The sequence below is a fragment of the Variovorax sp. J31P179 genome, assembly GCF_030316985.1.
Lineage (GTDB): Bacteria > Pseudomonadota > Gammaproteobacteria > Burkholderiales > Burkholderiaceae_C > Variovorax > Variovorax ginsengisoli_B.
Genome location: NZ_JASZYL010000011.1, coordinates 185,221 through 203,653, shown reverse-complemented (window position 1 = coordinate 203,653; position 18,433 = coordinate 185,221). Strand labels below are relative to the sequence as shown.

Sequence of the window (18,433 nt, the reverse complement as noted above, 5' to 3'; positions counted from 1 at the left end):
CGCTGCTCGCGACAGGCGGGGTCCGCGCAAACTCGCTCCGCTGCGCTCCACTCAAACACGCGCGGCCCTGATCCGCCTGCCGCTCCGCTGCTCGGCGGTGCCTCAACGGCCGGCCCAGGGCATACCGCCCGCCACCGCTGAGACGTCGGGGTTGCATCGACGTTGGAGACGACACGGATCTTTGATCACCCCCAAGCCCGGCCCGAAGGGCCGGCGCAGTGGGGTCGCTCGGCCCACACCGCATCCCGGGCGCCCGTGCAACGAAAACAGCTAGGAAGCTCATCCCACGGCCCTCGCCCCGAACCGCCGCCCCAGCCGATCGAAGCCCAGGTAGATCACCGGCGTGGTGAACAAGGTCAGCACCTGGCTCACCACCAGCCCGCCAAAAATCGCGAGACCCAGCGGACGCCGCAGCTCGGCGCCCTCGCCCCAGCCCAGCATCAGCGGCAGTGCCGCGAACAGCGCCGCCAGCGTGGTCATCAGGATCGGACGGAAGCGCAGCAGCGCCGCCTGGTGGATCGCCTCCAGCGGCCCCTTGCCCTGGTTGCGCTCGGCGTCGATCGCGAAGTCGATCATCATGATCGCGTTCTTCTTGACGATGCCGATCAACAGGATGATGCCGATGATGCCGATCACCCCGAGGTCGTTGCCGGTCACCAGCAGCGCCAGCAGCGCGCCGACGCCGGCCGACGGCAAGGTCGACAGGATGGTCAGCGGGTGGATGTAGCTCTCGTAGAGCACCCCCAGCACGATGTAGACGCAGACCACCGCCGCCAGGATCAGCCACAGCTGGTTGGTGAGCGACTTCTCGTAGGCCCCGGCGGCGCCGAGGAAGGTCATGGTCACGCTCGGCGGCAGCGCGATGTCCTTGGCCGCGGCGCGGATCGCCGCCACCGACTTGCCCAGCGCCACGTTCGGCGGCGTGTCGAAGCCGATGGTGGCGGCCGGATACTGGGCCACCCGCGTCACCTGAAGCGGCGCGAACTGCTCGCGCACCGTCGCCAGCGCCGACAGCGGCGTCGCCGTGCCGGCGCCGGTGCGCAGCTGCAGCGTGCCCAGGCCCTCCGGCGAGGACAGCGACTCGCGGTCGGCCTCGAGGATCACGCGGTACTGGTTGGTCTCGGTGAAGATGGTGGAGACGATCCGCTGGCCGAAGGCGCTGTAGAGCGCATCGTCGACCGAGCTGGCCGTCACCGACAGCCGCGACGCCGTGTTGCGGTCGATGTCGACGTAGGCCGACAGGCCCTTGGCACCCGCATCGGTGGTCGGGTTGCGCACCTGCGGCACGCTGCGCAGGCGCTCGACCAGCTTCTGCGCCCAGGTGTTCACCGTCGCCGTGTCGGCGCCTTCGAGCGAGACCCGGAACTCGGTCGGACCGGTCTCAGCGTCGATGGTCAGGTCCTGCGTCGGCTGCAGGTAGAGCGACACGCCGGCCACGCCTTCGCGCACCCGCTCGCGCAGCCGCTGCATCACGACGGCCTGGCTGTCATGGCCGGAGCGCAGGTTGATCAGCATGCTGCCGGTGTTGAGCGCCATGTTGTTGGCGGCGTCGACGCCGACCACCGAACTCAGGCTCTGCACGTCCGGGTCGGCCAGCACGATGTTGGCCGCCGACTGCTGCAGTTCGGCCATCCGCGCATAGGACACTTCCTGCGCGGCCAGCACCCGCGCCTTGAGCTGCCCGGTGTCCTGGGTCGGGAACAGGCCCTTTGGAATCAGCACGTACAGCGCCACCGTCAGCGCCAGCGTCAGCAGCGCCACCAGCAAGGTCAGCGGCTGATGGCGGAACACCCATTGCAGCCAGGTGTCGTAGCGCGCGATGACGCGGTCGAAAAAGCGCTGCACGGCGGCGCCGAAGCGTCCGCCCTCCTCGGCCTGCGGCTTGAGCCAGCGCGCCGACATCATCGGCACCAGGGTCAGCGAGACCACGGCCGAGATCAGGATCGTTATCGCCAGGGTCACCGCGAACTCGCGGAACAGCCGCCCCACCACGTCGCCCATGAACAGCAGCGGGATCAGCACCGCGACCAGCGACACCGTCAGCGAGATGATGGTGAAGCCGATCTGGGTCGCGCCCTTGAGCGCGGCCTGGAACGGCGGCTCGCCCTCTTCGAGGTAGCGCGCGATGTTCTCGATCATCACGATCGCGTCATCGACCACGAAGCCGGTCGCGATGGTCAGCGCCATCAGGCTCAGGTTGTTGAGGCTGTAGCCCAGCAGGTACATCAGGCCGCAGGTGCCGATCAGCGAGATCGGCACCGCGATGCTGGCGATCACGGTGGCGCGCAGGCTGTGCAGGAAGAAGAAGATCACCAGCACCACCATCACCACCGCCAGCGCGAGCTCGAGCTGCACGTGGCGCACCGAAGCGCGGATGCCGGTGGTGCGGTCGCTCAGAACCTCGACCTTGAGCGCGCCGGGCAGCGAGGCTTCGAGCTCGGGCAGCAGCTTCTTGACGCCGTCGACCGTGCCGATCACGTTGGCGCCGGGCTGGCGCTGCACGTTGAGGATGATCGCGGGATAGAGCTTGCCGTCCTGCGCGCCCGGCGCGGCGCTCGAATCCGAGCCGGCCCAGGCGCCGAGCTGGGTGTTCTCGGCGCCGTCGATGACGCGGGCCACATCGGTCATGCGCACCGGCGCGCCGTTCTTCCAGGCGACGATCAGGTTCTTGTAGTCGGCCGCGGTGACCAGCTGGTCGTTGGCATTGATCGTGTAGGCCCGCTTCGGGCCGTCGAAGCCGCCCTTGGCGCTGTTGGCGTTGGCCGCCGCGATCGCGGTGCGCAGGGTGTCCAGGCCGATGCCGACCGCGGCCAGCGCGTTGGTGTTGGCCTGGATGCGCACCGCCGGGCGCTGGCCGCCCGACAGCGACACCAGCCCGACACCGCCGACCTGGCTGATCTTCTGCGCCAGCCGCGTGTTGACCAGGTTCTGCACCTCGGTCAGCGGCATGGTCTCGGAGCTCACGGCCAGGGTCAGGATCGGCGCATCGGCCGGGTTGACCTTGGCGTACACCGGCGGCGCCGGCAGGTCGGCCGGCAGCAGCGAGCCGCCGGCGTTGATGGCCGCCTGCACCTGCTGCTCGGCGACGTCCAGGGTCTGGTCGAGCGCGAACTGCAAGGTCACGATCGAGACGCCGGTGGCGCTGGTCGAGCTCATGCGGTCGAGGCCGGCCATCTGGCCGAACTGGCGCTCCAGCGGCGCGGTCACGGTGCGGCTCATGACCTCGGGGCTGGCGCCCGGGTAGAGCGTCTGCACCTGGATCGTCGGATAGTCGACCTGCGGCAGCGCCGCCAGCGGAAGAAATCGGAAACCGACCAGGCCCGCGAGCACGATCGCGACCATGAGCAGCGCGGTCGCGACCGGCCGCTCGATGAAGGGACGTGAAGGACTCAGCACGTCTGCCTCACTGCGGCGGCCGCTGGCGCCTGCCCTCGCCGCCCGGACTGCCGGGCGCACGCGGGCCGCGCGGACCGGACGCGCCCGGCCGCGGCGCCGTCGCCGGCTTGTCGCCCTGCAGCGCCACGCGGGCGCCGTCCTTCAGGCGGTCGCCGCCTTCGGTGACGACATCCTCGCCGGCCGTCAGCCCGTCGAGGATCGCCACCACGTCGACCGTGGCGTCGCCGCGCTTGACGTTGCGCACCGACACCGTCCGGTCCTCGTTGACCACGTAGACGAAGTTGCCGTTGGGCCCGATGCGCACCGCGGTGACCGGCACCACCAGCGCATCGACGGTGCGCAGCACCATCTGAACGTTGACGAACTGGTTCGGGAACAGCGGCGTGCCGTTGTTGGCGAAGCGCGCCTTGGCCCGCACCGTGCCGGTGCTGGTGTCGACCACGTTGTCGAGGGTCGAGAAGACGCCGGTGTCGAGCACCGCACTGCGCACCCGGTCGAGTGCCTTGACCTGCAGCGCCTCGCCCTTGGCGAGCTGGGCCTGGATGTCGGGCACACGGTCCTGAGGCACCGCGAACTGGACGTCGATCGGATTCATCTGGGTGATCACCGCGATGCCGGTGCTGGCGTTGGCCGCCACGTTGTTGCCCGGATCGACCGTGCGCAACCCGATGCGTCCGGCCACCGGCGCGGTGATCCGGGTGTAGTCGAGGTTGAGCCTGGCGGCCGCCTCGGCGGCGCGGTCGGTGATCACGGCGCCTTCGAGCTGCTTGACCAGCGCCGCCTGGGTGTCGACGTCCTGGCGGGCGATCGAGTCCTGGGTCAGCAGCGTGCGGTAGCGCGACAGCGTCACGCGCGCGGCCTCGAGCTGGGCCTCGTCGCGCACCCGGGTGCCCTGGGCCTGCATCAAGGCCTGCTCGTAGGGACGCGGGTCGATGCGGGCCAGCAGCTGGCCCTTGGCGACCGACTGGCCCTCGGTGTAGAGCACCTCGGTCAGCACGCCGCCGACCTGCGGCTTGAGCGTGATGGTGGCCAGCGGCGTCACGGTGCCGAGGGCGTCGATCACGATCGGCATCTGCATGCGCCTGGCCGCTGCGTGGCCGACCGTGGAACTGGCGCCGCCGAAGTTCGGCCGGCCGCCGGCCGGCTCGCCGGAGCGCTTGATCAGGTACCAGCCGCCCACGGCCAGGCCCAGCACCACGGCCAGCGCCACCAGGCTGCCGAGCCAGCGCCGCCGTCGTGAAGGAACAGGGCGGATCGCGGGGAGGTGGTCGGTGGCGGGCTCGGGAAGGGGGGACGACATCGGTGAGTGGGCGTGGATTCGGCAGCCCGTAGTGGATCGCCGAATCGTAGCGCCCAGCCCTTACGAACCGTAAAGCCTCGGTAAAGCCGGCGTTGACCGCGTGCGTCCGGCGATCACCGAATGCAACTGGCGCCGCCCGGCTGCAGTTCGTCGCATGGCCATGGCGGGCGCCCGGGAGCCTCGGCACAGTCCGCCCATCGTCTTCAGGAGCCCGCCATGCAGATGTCCCCCGTGATCGCCGTCCACCTCGCCGCCGCCGCCTCCGCCCTGGCTCTCGGGCCGCTGGTGCTCTGGGCCCGCCAGAGCCGGACCCAGCGGCCGCGCCTGCACCGCGCACTGGGCTACGCCTGGGTCACGCTGATCGTCATGGCCGCGCTGTCGGCGCTCTTCATCCGCGATTTCAGGCTGCCCAACATCGGCGGCTACACGCTGGTGCACCTGCTGGTGCCGGCCACCTTCTTCGGCCTGTCACGCGCCTTCTGGAAACTCGCCAAGGGCGACATCCGCGGCCACCGCATCGCCATGCAGGCGACCTACATCAGCGCCTGCATCGTCGCCGGCGCCTTCACCTTGCTGCCAAGCCGCTATCTGGGCCAGATCCTCTGGAGCCAATGGCTCGGCGTGGCCTGAACCCGCACCTTCCTTCCTCAACCTCTCACGGAGAATCGCCATGCTGACCCAGATCTTCCTGCACACGCCCAAGTGGGTGTTCGTCCTGTTCGCGGCCCTGGTGTGGCTCGGCGCCAAGCAGCTGTTCGCGAACAGCGTCGGACTGGGCCGCGTGACGGTCATGCCGATCGTGATGACCGGCCTGTCGATCTTCGGCGTGACCTCGGCTTTCGGCGATTCGCCGACCGCCCTGCTGGCCTGGGCCGCCACCGCCCTGGTGGCCCTGACGCTGGTGCTCCAGCGCGGGCTGCCGGCCAGCACGCGCTATGCACCGGCGTCGCGCACCTTCCACCTGGCCGGCAGCGCGGTGCCGCTGGCGCTGATGATGGGCATCTTCTTCACCAAGTACGCTGTGGGGGCGACGCTCGCGATGCATCCTGAAATCCGCCACGACGCCACCTTCGCGCTCGCGGTGCCCCTGATGTACGGTTTCTTCAGCGGCGTCTTCGCCGGCCGCGCGCTCCGGCTCTGGAAGCTGGCGCTGCGCGAGGATCGCGCGTTGTACAACGTCGGTGGCGCCTGATTCCACTCGACCCGGGAGTCCCTCATGTCCATCGATCAAGCACGCATCGAAAAGCTCGCCCTGCGGCGGGCCAAGGCCAAGCTGGGCTGGTTCGCCCATGCCGCGGTCTACGCCCTCGTCAACCTCGGGCTGGTCGCCCTGTCGCTGGCCAACGGCCGCAGCTGGGCCATCTACCCGCTGCTCGGCTGGGGCGTCGGCTTGCTGGCCCACGGCCTGTCGGTCTGGATGCTGCCTCCGGGCGGCGCCCTGCTCGGCCGCATGGTCGAGCGCGAGCGCACCCGGCTGGCCGCCGGCGCCAAGGGGGACCCGTGGTGACGGCGGGCCTGCGGCGCCTGCTGGCGCTGGCGTTGCTCGGCGCCCTCGGCCACGCGGCGTCTGCCGCCACCGGTGTCGCCGTGCTGCCGGCACCGCCGGAGACCGGTCCGGTCACTGTGTTCTTCCCGACCGCCGCGCCGGCCGCCCGCTTCGTCCGCGGCCCGTTCGCGTTCGAGCTGGCGGCCGACGCGGCGCCGCTGCGCGGCAACGGGCACCTGGTCGTCATGTCGCACGGCTCGGGCGGCTCGCCCTGGCCGCAGGCCGACCTGGCGATCGCGCTGGTCGACGCCGGCTTCACGGTGGCGATGCCCGAGCACGCCGGCGACAACTACCGCGACATGCGCGACGTCGGTCCGCCCACCTGGCGCCATCGCCCCAGGGAGGTGTCCCAAGCCATCGATGCGATGGCCGCCGACGCGCGTTTCGCGCCGCTGCTCGACTTCAGCCACGTCGGCGTCTACGGGATGTCCGCCGGCGGCCTGACTGCCTTGACCCTGGCCGGCGCGCGCTGGTCGCCTGCCCTGCTGAACGCGCATTGCCAGGCGCACCTGGCGCAGGACTTCCCAGCCTGCGTGGGCCTTGCGACTTCGCTCACGGGCGGCATGTTGGATGGCTTGCGCCTCGCGGCTTCCCGCCGGGTGATCGATTGGAAGCTGGGCAGCCAGACCACGCTCGAATCCTGGACGGACCCAAGGGTCACTGCGGCGGTGGCGGCGGTGCCCATGGCCGCCACCATCGAGATGAGCTCGCTCGCGAATCCCCGCATTCCCCTCGGACTCGTGCGCGCGGGCCACGACGAGTGGCTCGCCCCGCAATGGCACATCGACGCGGTGCGCGCCGCCTGCGGTGCCCGCTGCACACTGGTCGCCGACATGCCCGCCGCGGGCCACGGCTCGATCCTGTCGCCGCAGGTGCCGGACCTGCCCGACCGGGCGGCCCGGCTGCTGGACGACCCGCCGGGCTTCGACCGGGCGAGCCTCGCCGGCGTCTACGCCGCCATCGCCCGCTTCTTCGTCCAGAATCTGGCGCCATGAAGATCCATTGGTCCAGCGCGGGCCGGCATTACCTGCAAGTCATCGCGTTCTGCTGCGTGGTGGCCGTGCTGACCACCGCCATCTGGCCGAACAAGACCTACCTGGTGCAGGTCGGCTATGCGCTGTCGGTCGGGACCATCACCTGGAGCGTCATCGAGTTCGGCCGCTACCTGGTCGACGAGCGCCACTGCGAGGGCGGCGGCCCCGGCCGCGGCCATGGCTGGCCGCAAGGCTGGCGCGGCCTGCTGCTGACGGCCATCGGCATCGCCTGCGGCTTCCTGGCGGGCGACCGGGTGGGCGACTTCCTCTTCAACTACCGCAACGTCTCGTCCTCGCGCGACAACACCATCAGCCTGGTCATCACGGTGGTCGCCGGTGCCGCCGCGAGCTTCTATTTCCACGCCCGCGGCAAGGCGGCTGCCCTCATCGCCAAGATCGCCACCGCCGAGCGCGATGCGGGCGAGGCCCGGCTCAAGCTGCTCGAAACCCAGCTCGAGCCGCACATGCTGTTCAACACGCTGGCCAACCTGCGGGCGCTGATCACGGTCGATCCGCCGCGGGCGGTCGAGATGCTCGACCACCTCAACAACTACCTGCGCGTCACGCTCGCCGCCTCGCGCGCCACGGCGCATCCGCTGGCCCGCGAATTCGAACGCCTGCGCGACTACCTCGAACTGATGTCGGTGCGCATGGGTCCGCGCCTGCGCTTCGCGCTCGACCTGCCGGACGCCCTGCGCGAGCTGCCCGTGCCGCCGCTGCTGCTGCAGCCCCTGGTGGAGAACAGCATCCGCCACGGGCTCGAGCCGAAGGTCGAGGGCGGCGAGATCCGCATTCGGGCGCTGCGCGAGAACCGAGCCGCCGACGGCCTGCCGCAGATCCGCATCGAGATCCTCGACACCGGTGTCGGGCTCGGCACCGGGCCGCCGTCCGAGGGCGGCGGTTTCGGCGTCACGCAGGTGCGCGAGCGCCTCGCCACGGTCTACGGCGCCCGCGGCAGCCTGACCCTCGAGGCCACGGCCGCGGGCGGAACCCTCGCAACTGTCGTCTTTCCCACCTGATCGCATGAAAGCCACCGCCCTCATCGCCGAAGACGAACCGCTGCTCGCGCAGGCCCTGCGCGCAGAACTGGCCGCCGCCTGGCCCGACCTGGAGATCATCGCCAGCGTCGGCGACGGTGCCAGCGCCGTGCGGGAGGCCTTGCAGCGGCTGCCGCAGGTGCTGTTCCTCGACATCCGGATGCCGGGCCAGGACGGCCTGGGCGCTGCCGCCGAACTGGCCGACACCTGGCCGGCCGACGAGGCACCGATGCCGCAGCTGGTGTTCGTCACCGCCTACGACGAATACGCGGCGCGTGCCTTCGAGACCCAGGCGATCGACTACGTCCTCAAGCCGGTCCAGCCCGAACGGCTGCGCAAGACCGTCGCGCGCCTCCAGCAGGCGCTGGCGGCCCAGGCGCCCGCGGCGGCCGCCGAGCCCGCCGCCCTGGAGCGGACGCTGGCCCAGTGGCGCCAGTTGCTGGCCGGCGCCGCGGCGGCACCGGCCCCCAACGGCGGGCCGCTCAGGTTCATCGCCGCCAGCGAGGCCGGCGGCGCCACGGTGCGCATGGTCCCGGTCGACGAGGTGCTGTATTTCGAGGCGGCCGACAAGTACGTCCGCGTCCTGACCGCCGGCCACGAATACCTGATCCGCACGCCGCTGAAGCAGCTGCTGCCGCAGCTGGACCCCGACATCTTCTGGCAGGTGCATCGCGCGGTGGTCGTGCGCAGCAGCGCGATCGAGGCGGTGCACCGCGACGAGACCGGCCGCCAGCACCTCAGCCTGCGGGGCCGGGACGACCGGATACCGGTCAGCCGGCTCTACGCGCACCTGTTCCGTGCCATGTGAACCGACATGAAAAAACCGGCCCGTTCGACGGGGCCGGTTTTTCATGGTGACAGCAAAACAAAGAGGCTATCGGCCGCTCAGCGGTAGTACCCGTGTCCGTGATGGCGGTAGTAGCCCGGGCCCGGACGGTAGTAGCCGGGAGCCGGCCGGTAGTAGACGGCAGGCGGCGCGTAGTACACCGGTGCCGGGCGGTAGTAGACCGGCGGCGGCGGGTAATAGACCGGCGCCGGCGCAACGTACACCGGGGCGGGTGCGTAGTAGGGCTGCGGAGTGGCGACACCGATCGCCACGCCGGGCACGTTGACGCCCACCGACCAGCCGACGGCCGCGCTGGCCGACGCCGTGGCGAACAAGGCTCCGGCAGCAACGACGCCGGCGGCAGCCCATTTGAAAAAGGTGGTACGGGTAAGGCTCATCGTGAAACTCCTGTGAAGGCGGGTATTGGCCGCCCATGTCATGTATTGAACGCGCGAGGTGTGAACCTGGTGCACGGCCTTGCGTGAAGATCGTTGCCAAAGGTAACGCGCCTGAGGGGCCACCTAGAATGGATGGATGACTTCCCCTGCAGACAACGACAGCACCAAGCCGAGCAATTTCCTGCGCCACGTGATCGAAAGCGACCTCGAACAGGGCAATTATTCCACCCGCAAGTGGGGCGGATCCCCGGGCGACGCGGCCCATCACGCCGGGGGCATGCAGGATCCGGCCAAGGTTCGCATGCGCTTTCCGCCGGAGCCCAACGGCTACCTGCACATCGGCCACGCCAAGAGCATCTGGCTCAACTTCGAGTTGGCGAAGGAATACGGCGGCGTCTGCCATTTGCGCTTCGACGACACCAATCCCGAAAAGGAAGAGCAGGAATACGTCGACGCCATCCGCGACGCCGTGCAATGGCTGGGTTACGACACCCATCTGGCCGACAACCCTGCCAAGCCTGGCGAGGCCAACGACCACGTGTACTTCGCGAGTAACTACTTCGATTTCATGTACCAGGCCGCGGAATACCTGATCGGCGCCGGCCTGGCCTATGTCGACGAGCAGAGCGCCGAGCAGATCCGCGCGAACCGAGGCGACTTCAACACGCCCGGCACCGACAGCCCGTTCCGCGGCCGCACGCCCGAGGAAAACCTGGCGCGCTTCCGCGCCATGCGTGACGGCCAGCTGGAAGATGGCGCCGCCGTGCTGCGGGCCCGCATCGACATGGCGAGCCCCAACATCAACATGCGCGACCCGGCGCTGTACCGGATCCGCCGAGCCACCCACCACAACACCGGCGACAAGTGGTGCATCTATCCGATGTACACCTTCGCGCATCCGATCGAGGACGCGCTGGAGCAGATCACCCACAGCTTCTGCACGCTCGAGTTCGAAGACCAGCGGCCCTTCTACGACTGGCTGCTCGACCGGCTGGCCGAAGGCGGCCTGGTCGCGTCGCCGCATCCGCGCCAGTACGAGTTCGCGCGGCTCAACGTGACCCACGTCATCACCAGCAAGCGCCGCCTGCGCCAGCTGGTCGAGGAGAACCACGTCGACGGCTGGGACGATCCGCGCATGCCGACCCTGGCCGGCCTGCGGCGCCGCGGCTACACGCCCGAGGCGCTGAAGCTGTTCTGCGAGCGCTCGGGCGTCACCAAGTCCGGCGGCTGGATCGACTACGCGAGCCTCGAGGCCGCGCTGCGCGACACACTCGACCCGATCGCGCCGCGCGCGATGGCAGTGCTCGACCCGGTCAAGCTGGTCATCACCAACTGGGACGAGTTGATGGGCGCCGGCTTCCTCGACGACTGCACGGCGCCGGTGCACCCGCACCACCCCGAGCGCGGCCAGCGCAGCTTCAAGATCGGCCGCGAGGTCTGGATCGAGCGCACCGACTACGAGGACGTGCAGCCCAAGGGCTTCTTCCGCCTGTTCCCGGGCAACAAGGTGCGGCTGAAGTACGGCCACACGATCGTCTGCACGGGCGGCACCCGCGACGCCTCGGGCAAGCTGCAGGAAGTGCAGGCCACGCTGGTGCCCGACACCAAGAGCGGCACGCCGGGTGCGGACGCGATCAAGGTCAAGGGCAACATCACCTGGGTGGCGGCGGCCGATGCGCTGCAGGCCGAGGTGCGCCTGTACGAACGCCTGTTCGCGGCGGCCCAGCCGGGCAGCGGCGAATTGCTGGAAGAACTGAATCGCGACAGCCTGGTCACCTGCCAGGCCTTCGTCGAGCCCTCGCTCGCCGGCGCCGCCGAGGGCGGAGCTGGATTCCAGTTCGAACGCCACGGCTACTTCGTGGTCGATGCCAAGGCGGCGGCCGCCGGCCAGCGCGTGTTCAACCGCGCGGCGGGCATGCGCGACAGCTGGGGCAAGTGAGGCACGCCATGCAGCGCCGCTCGCTCCTGCTTGCATCGATGGGCCTGTTGTCGCTGCCGGCCGCGCAGGCCGCTGCAACGCCCTCGCCGGCCACGTCCGCCCCCGCGCTCTGGCCGCATGGCGCCCAGGTCCAGGGCGGCGTGGCGCGCCTGTCGCTCGGTCCTGCCGCGGCGCGGCCGGAGGCGCGCACCGAGGGCGGCATCCCGCTGCTGGTGCTGGGTGACCCGATCGAATGGACCGCGCTGGTCGGTATTCCCCTCGCGACAGCCCCGGGCAAGGCTCGCATCATGGTGCGCACGGGGGATGGCGCCGAGCGTCCGATCGCCTACACGATCGCGCCCAAGCAATACAGCGAACAGCGCCTGAAGGTGGCACCGGGCACGGTCGACCTGTCGGCTGCCGACCAGGCCCGCTACGAGCGCGAGCGCGATCACCAGGCGACGGTGATGGCCACCTTCAGCGAACCCGCGCCGCACGCGCTGCAGATGCGAGTGCCGGTGCCGGGCCGACGCTCGAGCTCCTTCGGCCTGCGCCGCGTCTTCAACGGCCAGTCGCGCAATCCGCACAGCGGCATGGACATCGCAGCCGCCACCGGCACGCCGGTGCTGGCGCCGCTGCCGGGCCGGGTGATCGACACCGGCGACTACTTCTTCAACGGCGGCACCGTCTGGCTCGACCACGGCTGTGGCCTGCTCACGATGTACTGCCACCTGAGCCGGATCGACGTCAAGACCGGCGACGTGCTGCAGAGCGGCGAGCGGCTGGCCGCCGTGGGCGCCACCGGCCGCGTGACCGGGCCGCACCTGCACTGGGGGGTGATGCTGAACCGGACGATGGTGGATCCGGCGCTGTTCATTGCGGCTTGAGGCGGCCTACAGCGGCTTCGTCAGATACACCGCCTCGCGCCCGACGATCACCCGCTGCGCCGGCATGAACACCGTGCAGTCGTCGCAGGGCGCGCGGATCTCGTCAGTCCCCTGCGTGGCGATCAGCTCGCCCTCGGCAAAGGTCTCGAAGCCGATCAGCGGCCGCACGAAGCGGAAATCCTCGGACTTGATCAGGTGCGTCTGCAGCAGCTCGAAGCGGCGCTGAGCTTCGGCCTCGGGCGTCGCCCCTGCCCGGTCGATCAAGCCGAAGTGCGCCAGGAAGCGCAGCGTCACCTCGGTCGCCAGATCGGCCGCGCTCTGCTTGAAGTGCTGGCCGCACTCGACCACCATCGCGGCGCCCGGCGCATCGGCGCCGGCATGCAGGCCGTGCTGGATCAACGGCGTGCCCGAGCCCAGGCCGCTCGGCATCACCAGGTGCACCGGCGGCAGGCCGATGGCGGTCGCCACCCGCGCATTGCGCTCGAAGTCCGGGTAGACCCAGAACGGCACCACGTCCTGGCTGGTCGAATGGATGTCGAGGATGTGGTCGGCGGCAGCCACCACCGGCCGCAGTTCGCGGGCGCGCCGCAGCTCGGGGCTGTCCTCGGGGCCGTCGAGCCATTCGTCGGACCAGACGCGGTTGAGGTTGTGGACGATCTGCCGGTTGTCGAAAGGCTTGGCCGGATCGAAGGCGTTGTAGGCCTCGACATGGGCGAAGCTGACAGTCAGCGTGCCGAGCTTGGGCCGCACGCCGCTGTCCAGCAGATGGGTCGCGGCCACCATGCCGCAGATCTCGTTGCCGTGGGTCAGCGCATTGATCAGCACGTGCGGACCGGGCTTGCCGGATTCGAATCGGTGCACGTAGTCGATGCCCGTGTTGCCCTCGCGGTAGGCGGAAATGTCGCGCGGCAGGACTTCGAGGGCGGGTTGGGGGTCGGTCATGGGGGAGGATTCTCTGGGCGTGCGAGACGGAAGCGCGCAGTTTCCTACATGCGCGTCGGTGCCGCTCGATGGGTGAGTCGAATCCCCCACAATGCGGCTCAAAAAATGAGCCTTAAACGATAAGATGCGGCTCATGCCTCGGAAAACCCGCTACGTCTGGGAGCACGCCGACTGGCCGCACCTCCACTTCGACCTGGTCACCGCAGGGCCGACGCTCCTGCGCGCGCGCCAGGCGCAGGGCCAGGTCAAGGGCATGGCGCAGGCCATCGGGCTCCCGGACATGGGTCAGGTTGCCCAGGAGCTCTGGACGGGCGAAGCCATCGCCACGGCAGCGATCGAGGGCGAGAACCTCGAGTTGGCATCGGTTCGCTCCTCCGTGCTGCGCCACCTCGGCCAGGGCGACGCCGGCCCTTCGAACCGACGGGTCGAGGGGCTGGTGGATGTCATGCAGGATGCCACCGATGGCTTCGCCGAAGCGCTGGATGCAGAACGGCTGTGCCGCTGGCAATCCGCGCTTTTTCCGGGCGGAACGGCGGGCATCCGGCGCATCGCGGTCGGCCGCTACCGTGACCACGACGATCCCATGCAGATCGTCAGCGGTTTGCCAGGCAGGGAGGTCGTGCACTACACCGCGCCCCCCTCTTCCCGCGTGCCGAACGAGATGGCCGCGTTCCTGGCCTGGTTCGAGGCCTCGCGGCCGGGCGCGGCAAGCGAAATCGATGGCATCGCCCGCGCCGCCATCGCCCACCTTTGGTTCGAAACCATCCACCCGTTCGAGGATGGCAACGGGCGTATCGGACGTGCCATCGCAGACATGGCGCTGGCACAGGACCTCGGCGAAGCGGCGCGCCTGTACAGCCTTTCGCGGCAGTTGCTGGCGGATCGGGCCGACTACTACGAGGCGCTGGCAACGGCGCAGGCCGGCAGCGTCGACGTCACGGCATTTGTCGCGTGGTTCGCCGATGCCTTCCGCGAGGCCTGCGGCCGTTCGATCGCGGTGATGCAGGCGACCCTGGAGAAGTCACGCTTCTGGGCCTTGCATGCCCAGCAGACCTTCAACGACCGGCAGCGCCAGTTGATCAAGCGCCTGCTCGACGCCGGCGATGGCGGCTTTCTCGGCGGACTCAACGTCGACAAGTACCTGAAGATGACAGCGACGTCGAAGGCCACCGCCACCCGTGACCTGTCCGACTTGCTGCAGCGCGGCCTGCTGCACGCCACCGGCCAAGGCAAGGCGCTGCGCTACTACCTGTCCGTCCCGGGATGGACCCATGGGCGGGATGGCGCCGGCTGAACTTCAGTCGGGCTTTCTCGCCGCCGCCACCAGCGCCCGGATCGCCCAGCGTCGGACCTTCGACGCCTGCGCGTCGTCGAGTTGCAGCACGTCCTTGCAGACCACCATCGATTCGGTGCCGATCACCAGCGCCAGCGCCTGCTCGAGCGTCTTCACCGCTGTTGGCCTGAGCTGGCTGCGGGCCGGCGCCAGCGCGGCCTCGATCAGCGGGCTGCGCCGGTTCTGGCGCGCCGGCACTTCGGCGTCGTGCCCGCCCCGCACCACGCGCTCCATCGACTGCGCCAGCATCATGCGCAGCGACGCCTCGTTGGCGGCGATCATGCCGCTCAGCGCCGCATCGACGCGTTCCAGCCGCTGCACCGGGTCCTGCGAGCGGGTGTCGCCGAGCACTGCGGCGGCTTCGGGCACCGCGATGTCGAGCGAGGCCTCGCGGTGGAGCGCCTCGATGCTCGGAAAGTAGCGGTAGGCGGTGGCCCGCGACACGGCCGCCGCCTCGGCGATCTCCTCGAGGCTGGGCTGGCGACCCGCCTGCATAAGCCGTGCGGCGGCCTGCAGCAGGTCCTTGCGCGTGCGCCGGCGTTGGTTGGGACGGCCGGCCTTCTCGCTTGGCGGGCCGCTCATGAATCCTGTGGCAGCTGCCGCATGATGGCCGCGAGATCGAGCCATACGTTCTCACGCCGGATGTCCCCGGCGTCAGTGAACTCGACCACATGGAGCAGCCTGAATTCGAGCGGCCGGCCGCGGCCCTCGAGGCCGAAGGGCCGCCCGGACGCCTTGCCGCGCCAGATCGATTCGTCGACCAGGAAATCGGCCCCGTAAAGCCGCCGCAGGCATTCGACGCGACTGTCGGACAGGTCGCTGAACAGCGCCTCGTAGAAAGGCCGCGCGCCGTCGCGCCCCCGCGTCGGCCCGGAGGGCGCGCCGACGATGTCGTGCTCGACGTCGGGCGACAGTGTCGCCAGGACGCCTTCGACATCGTCCGCGGCCTCGAAGCGGAAATGCTGGTCGATCCTGCGGTCCATCTCGGTTCGGGTGAGCGCCATGTCCGGGTCCTCCAGGGGATGGGGTTCCCGCCAACTCTAATGAGACAATAATCTCATTACAAGAAATTAGTCTCAAATGAGCCAGCCCCGTTCATTGACGGAATCTATGGCCGCAAACCTAGTGTCCGCTGCCCAGGTACGCCGCCTTCACCCCCGGATCGTTGCGCAGTTTCTCGGCCGGCCCGTGCAACGAGATCCGGCCGTTCTCGAGCACGTAGCCGTAGTCGGCCACGCCGAGCGCGGCGGCCGCGAACTGCTCGACCAGCAGCATGGTCACGCCTTCCTGCTTGAGCCGCTCGATGATGCGGAACACCTCGGCCACCAGGATCGGCGCCAGGCCCATCGAGGGCTCGTCGAGCAGCACCACCTCGGGATTCAGCATGACCGCGCGGGCCATCGCGAGCATCTGCTGCTCGCCCCCCGACAAGGTGCCGGCCAGCTGGGTGCGCCGCTCCTTGAGCCGCGGGAACAGGTCGAGCGCGCGCTCGAGGTCGCCCGCGACATCGCCGCGCGGCCGACTGCCCGTGAGCCGGGGGAAGGCACCCAGCGTGAGGTTGTCGGTCACGGTCATGGTGGCGAACACGCGCCGGCCTTCGGGCGAATGCGCGAGCCCGAGCTTGGCGATGTGGTAGGACTCGAGGCCGTCGATGCGCTTGCCGTTGAGCGTGATCTCGCCGGCTGTCGGCTGGATCATTCCGGAGACGGCGCGCATGGTCGTGGTCTTGCCGGCGCCGTTGGAGCCGATCAGGGTCACGACCTTGCCCTTGGGCACCTCGATCGAGACGCCGTGCAGCACCTGCACCTTGCCGTAGCCGGCCGATAGATTCTGGATGGTGAGCATTGGTTCCCGTTTCCTTACGCAGGCTGCGGCTCGGCTTCCTGGCCGCCCAGATAGGCTTCGATCACCTTGGCGTCGGCCTGCACTGCGGCCGGCTCGCCTTCGGCGATCTTCTGTCCGAAGTCGAGCACCGAGACCGTGTCGCACATGCTCATCACGACGTCCATGTGGTGCTCGATCAGGATCACGGTCACGCCGTGCTCGCGGATCTTGCGGATGATGGCGATCAGCTCCTTGATGTCCGGCGCCGTCAGGCCGGCGGCCGGTTCGTCGAGCAGCAGCAGCTGCGGGTCGAGCGCCAGCGCGCGGGCGATCTCGAGCAGCCGCTGCTTGCCGTACGGCAGGTTGCGCGCCTCCTCGGCGGCGAAGGCCTCGAGGCCGACGAACTTGAGCAGGCCCAGCGCCCGGTTGGCCGCCGCCGCACTCTCGCGCTTGTAGCGCGGCGTGTGGACCGCGACGTCGAACAGGTTGCTGCGGAAGGTGTGATGCAGCCCGACCTGCACGTTCTGCTGCGCCGTCATCTCGCCGAACAGCTGCACGTTCTGGAAGGTGCGCGCGATGCCCGACAGCGCGATGTCGGACGAGGTGCGACCGACCAGCGAACGCCCGCCGAAGCTGATCGCGCCGGCGGTCGGCACGTAGATGCCGGTCAGCACGTTCATCATCGTGCTCTTGCCTGAGCCGTTGGGCCCGATCAGGCCGTGGATGGTGCCGCGCCTGACAGTCAGGTCGACATTGTTGAGCGCCTTCAGGCCGCCGAACTGCATCAGCACGCCCGACGCCTGCAGGACCTCGGGCTGGCCGCCGGCCATGGCGGCGGTCGCCACGGCATCGGCCGGCGCGATGCCGGCGCCCTCGACCTCGAGCCGGGCCTTGGGCCGGCGCAGGTTCAGCGCGTTGCGCACGAAGCCCACGATGCCGTCCTGCAGGTAGTAGACGACGAACAGCATGATCACGCCGAAGATCGAGAGCCGCCAGTCGGTCATGGTCTGGAGCCAGAACGACAGGCCCGCGAGCGCGATGCTGCCGACCACCGGAATGGCCATCTGCTTGGGCGTGACGCGCTTCATCTGCACGCCCACCACCGCCACCACCATGACCAGCACCGCCAGCGCCACCGACACGTAGCGGAACAACTCCACGTCGTCGAGCAGCTTGGGCAGCAGCACGATGATGGTCGCGCCCAGCATGGCGCCGATGCGGCTCTTGCGCCCGCCCATGATCACGGCCAGCAGGAACAGCACGGTGAGCTCGAAGTTGTAGGTGTTCGGCGAGATGTACTGCTCCGAATACGCATACAGGCTGCCGGCCAGTCCGGCGAAGCCGGCGCTGATCACGAAGGCATAGACCTTGTAGCGGTACACCGACACGCCCATGCAGTCCGACGCCACCGGGCTGCCGCGCAGCGCCTCGAAGGCGCGCCCGAGATGCGAGCGCAGGATGCGATGCACCACGACCAGCGACAGCACCAGCATCACGACCACCAGCCAGTAGAACTCGCGCTCGTCGAGCTTGTGGCCGAACAGCGGCGGCTTGGTGAGCTTGATGCCCATCGGCCCTTCGGTGATGAAGCTCATCTCGTTGATGAGGATCTGGATGATGGTGCCAAAGGCCAGCGTGACCATCGCCAGGTACGGCCCCGTGACACGCAGGGCCGGCAATGCCAGCAGCGCACCGAACAGCGCCGTGACGCCGATCGAGGCGATCAGCGCCACCATCAGCGGTGCGCCGAGCTTGTAGACCAGCACGCCCGCCGTGTAGGCGCCGAGCCCGAACAGGCCCGCATGGCCCAGCGAGACCTGGCCGGTGTAGCCGACCACGATGTCCAGCCCGAACAGCAGGATCGCGTAGATCATGATGGTCTCAAGCAGGTGGATGTAGTACGGGTTGTCGATGCCGATCGGGAACAGCAGCAGCGCCGCGAAGCCGACGAGAGCGAGGAGGAAGCGTCCGATTTTGGTATTCATGTGAGCG

At 69.4% G+C, this 18,433-nt stretch carries 17 protein-coding genes; 9 read left to right on the top strand and 8 right to left on the bottom strand.

The genetic code is table 11. From position 1 onward, the window contains the following. Positions 1–279: 279 nt before the first annotated feature. Positions 280–3,393 carry an efflux RND transporter permease subunit gene (locus QTI17_RS26150; protein ID WP_286536606.1) on the bottom strand — a complete coding sequence of 1,038 codons (3,114 nt, stop codon included), beginning with the start codon at positions 3,391–3,393 and terminating at the stop codon, positions 280–282. Positions 3,394–3,403: 10 nt separating this feature from the next. Next, positions 3,404–4,696 (bottom strand): efflux RND transporter periplasmic adaptor subunit, encoded by a 1,293-nt coding sequence (locus QTI17_RS26145; RefSeq protein ID WP_286536598.1) that lies wholly within the window; start codon positions 4,694–4,696, stop codon positions 3,404–3,406. Positions 4,697–4,912: 216 nt separating this feature from the next. Between QTI17_RS26145 and QTI17_RS26140 the strand changes: the two genes are divergently transcribed. The 6 genes from QTI17_RS26140 to QTI17_RS26115 are packed head-to-tail and all read left to right on the top strand — an operon-like array spanning position 4,913 to position 9,121. Beyond that, positions 4,913–5,326 carry a DUF2306 domain-containing protein gene (locus QTI17_RS26140; RefSeq protein ID WP_286536597.1) on the top strand — a complete coding sequence of 138 codons (414 nt, stop codon included), beginning with the start codon at positions 4,913–4,915 and terminating at the stop codon, positions 5,324–5,326. A gap of 40 nt (positions 5,327–5,366) precedes the next feature. After that, positions 5,367–5,888 carry a DUF6622 family protein gene (locus tag QTI17_RS26135; protein ID WP_286536596.1) on the top strand — a complete coding sequence of 174 codons (522 nt, stop codon included), beginning with the start codon at positions 5,367–5,369 and terminating at the stop codon, positions 5,886–5,888. A 24-nt stretch (positions 5,889–5,912) separates the two neighbouring features. Next, the gene (locus QTI17_RS26130; RefSeq protein ID WP_286536595.1) at positions 5,913–6,203 is read left to right on the top strand and encodes a 2TM domain-containing protein; all 291 of its coding nucleotides are present in this window, start codon (positions 5,913–5,915) and stop codon (positions 6,201–6,203) included. Continuing rightward, positions 6,200–7,237 carry an alpha/beta hydrolase family protein gene (locus tag QTI17_RS26125; RefSeq protein ID WP_286536594.1) on the top strand — a complete coding sequence of 346 codons (1,038 nt, stop codon included), beginning with the start codon at positions 6,200–6,202 and terminating at the stop codon, positions 7,235–7,237. Before QTI17_RS26130 ends, QTI17_RS26125 begins: the two co-directional genes overlap by 4 nt. Next, entirely contained in the window at positions 7,234–8,295 is a 1,062-nt protein-coding gene (locus tag QTI17_RS26120) for a sensor histidine kinase (RefSeq protein ID WP_286536593.1), read from the top strand. The genes QTI17_RS26125 and QTI17_RS26120 overlap by 4 nt, the downstream gene beginning before the upstream one ends. Positions 8,296–8,299: 4 nt before the next feature. Then, entirely contained in the window at positions 8,300–9,121 is an 822-nt protein-coding gene (locus tag QTI17_RS26115; protein ID WP_286536592.1) for a LytR/AlgR family response regulator transcription factor, read from the top strand. A gap of 77 nt (positions 9,122–9,198) precedes the next feature. Here the strand turns inward: QTI17_RS26115 and QTI17_RS26110 are convergent, their stop codons facing one another. Continuing rightward, complete coding sequence (locus QTI17_RS26110; RefSeq protein WP_286536590.1) at positions 9,199–9,537, bottom strand: hypothetical protein; 339 nt, start codon at positions 9,535–9,537, stop codon at positions 9,199–9,201. Positions 9,538–9,673: 136 nt separating this feature from the next. On the opposite strand from QTI17_RS26110, the gene QTI17_RS26105 reads away from it, so the two are divergent. Both QTI17_RS26105 and QTI17_RS26100 read left to right on the top strand, forming a co-directional pair. After that, positions 9,674–11,476, top strand: a complete 1,803-nt coding sequence (locus QTI17_RS26105; RefSeq protein ID WP_286536589.1) for a glutamine--tRNA ligase/YqeY domain fusion protein — start codon at positions 9,674–9,676, stop codon at positions 11,474–11,476. 8 nt (positions 11,477–11,484) lie between these two features. Next, a complete protein-coding gene (locus QTI17_RS26100) occupies positions 11,485–12,342 on the top strand; it encodes a M23 family metallopeptidase (protein WP_286536588.1) in 858 nt (285 codons plus the stop codon). A gap of 6 nt (positions 12,343–12,348) precedes the next feature. On the opposite strand, the gene QTI17_RS26095 is transcribed toward QTI17_RS26100, so the two are convergent. After that, a complete protein-coding gene (locus QTI17_RS26095; RefSeq protein ID WP_286536586.1) occupies positions 12,349–13,284 on the bottom strand; it encodes a M14 family metallopeptidase in 936 nt (311 codons plus the stop codon). Between the two features lie 124 nt (positions 13,285–13,408). Between QTI17_RS26095 and QTI17_RS26090 the strand changes: the two genes are divergently transcribed. Beyond that, positions 13,409–14,578 (top strand): Fic family protein, encoded by a 1,170-nt coding sequence (locus tag QTI17_RS26090; protein ID WP_353506729.1) that lies wholly within the window; start codon positions 13,409–13,411, stop codon positions 14,576–14,578. 3 nt (positions 14,579–14,581) lie between these two features. On the opposite strand, the gene QTI17_RS26085 is transcribed toward QTI17_RS26090, so the two are convergent. From QTI17_RS26085 to QTI17_RS26070, 4 genes are all read right to left on the bottom strand, one after another. Continuing rightward, positions 14,582–15,199 (bottom strand): TetR/AcrR family transcriptional regulator, encoded by a 618-nt coding sequence (locus QTI17_RS26085; protein WP_286536584.1) that lies wholly within the window; start codon positions 15,197–15,199, stop codon positions 14,582–14,584. Then, positions 15,196–15,621, bottom strand: coding sequence for an ester cyclase (locus QTI17_RS26080; RefSeq protein ID WP_286536583.1), 426 nt, complete (start codon positions 15,619–15,621; stop codon positions 15,196–15,198). The genes QTI17_RS26085 and QTI17_RS26080 overlap by 4 nt, the downstream gene beginning before the upstream one ends. Positions 15,622–15,739: 118 nt before the next feature. Beyond that, entirely contained in the window at positions 15,740–16,462 is a 723-nt protein-coding gene (locus QTI17_RS26075; protein ID WP_286503958.1) for an ABC transporter ATP-binding protein, read from the bottom strand. Positions 16,463–16,476: 14 nt separating this feature from the next. Then, on the bottom strand, positions 16,477–18,426 hold the full coding sequence (locus QTI17_RS26070) for a branched-chain amino acid ABC transporter ATP-binding protein/permease (RefSeq protein ID WP_286536582.1): 1,950 nt from the start codon (positions 18,424–18,426) through the stop codon (positions 16,477–16,479). Positions 18,427–18,433: the final 7 nt, after the last annotated feature.

What these genes read in the sequence shown, in the direction of transcription:
- QTI17_RS26110 (WP_286536590.1), bottom strand. Translation starts at nt 9,537, where the DNA reads ATGAGCCTTACCCGTACCACCTTTTTCAAATGGGCTGCCGCCGGCGTC.
- QTI17_RS26070 (WP_286536582.1), bottom strand. Translation starts at nt 18,426, where the DNA reads ATGAATACCAAAATCGGACGCTTCCTCCTCGCTCTCGTCGGCTTCGCG.
- QTI17_RS26140 (WP_286536597.1), top strand. Translation starts at nt 4,913, where the DNA reads ATGCAGATGTCCCCCGTGATCGCCGTCCACCTCGCCGCCGCCGCCTCC.
- QTI17_RS26085 (WP_286536584.1), bottom strand. Translation starts at nt 15,199, where the DNA reads ATGAGCGGCCCGCCAAGCGAGAAGGCCGGCCGTCCCAACCAACGCCGG.
- QTI17_RS26080 (WP_286536583.1), bottom strand. Translation starts at nt 15,621, where the DNA reads ATGGCGCTCACCCGAACCGAGATGGACCGCAGGATCGACCAGCATTTC.
- QTI17_RS26130 (WP_286536595.1), top strand. Translation starts at nt 5,913, where the DNA reads ATGTCCATCGATCAAGCACGCATCGAAAAGCTCGCCCTGCGGCGGGCC.
- QTI17_RS26145 (WP_286536598.1), bottom strand. Translation starts at nt 4,696, where the DNA reads ATGTCGTCCCCCCTTCCCGAGCCCGCCACCGACCACCTCCCCGCGATC.
- QTI17_RS26095 (WP_286536586.1), bottom strand. Translation starts at nt 13,284, where the DNA reads ATGACCGACCCCCAACCCGCCCTCGAAGTCCTGCCGCGCGACATTTCC.
- QTI17_RS26135 (WP_286536596.1), top strand. Translation starts at nt 5,367, where the DNA reads ATGCTGACCCAGATCTTCCTGCACACGCCCAAGTGGGTGTTCGTCCTG.
- QTI17_RS26075 (WP_286503958.1), bottom strand. Translation starts at nt 16,462, where the DNA reads ATGCTCACCATCCAGAATCTATCGGCCGGCTACGGCAAGGTGCAGGTG.
- QTI17_RS26120 (WP_286536593.1), top strand. Translation starts at nt 7,234, where the DNA reads ATGAAGATCCATTGGTCCAGCGCGGGCCGGCATTACCTGCAAGTCATC.
- QTI17_RS26115 (WP_286536592.1), top strand. Translation starts at nt 8,300, where the DNA reads ATGAAAGCCACCGCCCTCATCGCCGAAGACGAACCGCTGCTCGCGCAG.
- QTI17_RS26090 (WP_353506729.1), top strand. Translation starts at nt 13,409, where the DNA reads ATGCGGCTCATGCCTCGGAAAACCCGCTACGTCTGGGAGCACGCCGAC.
- QTI17_RS26105 (WP_286536589.1), top strand. Translation starts at nt 9,674, where the DNA reads ATGACTTCCCCTGCAGACAACGACAGCACCAAGCCGAGCAATTTCCTG.
- QTI17_RS26100 (WP_286536588.1), top strand. Translation starts at nt 11,485, where the DNA reads ATGCAGCGCCGCTCGCTCCTGCTTGCATCGATGGGCCTGTTGTCGCTG.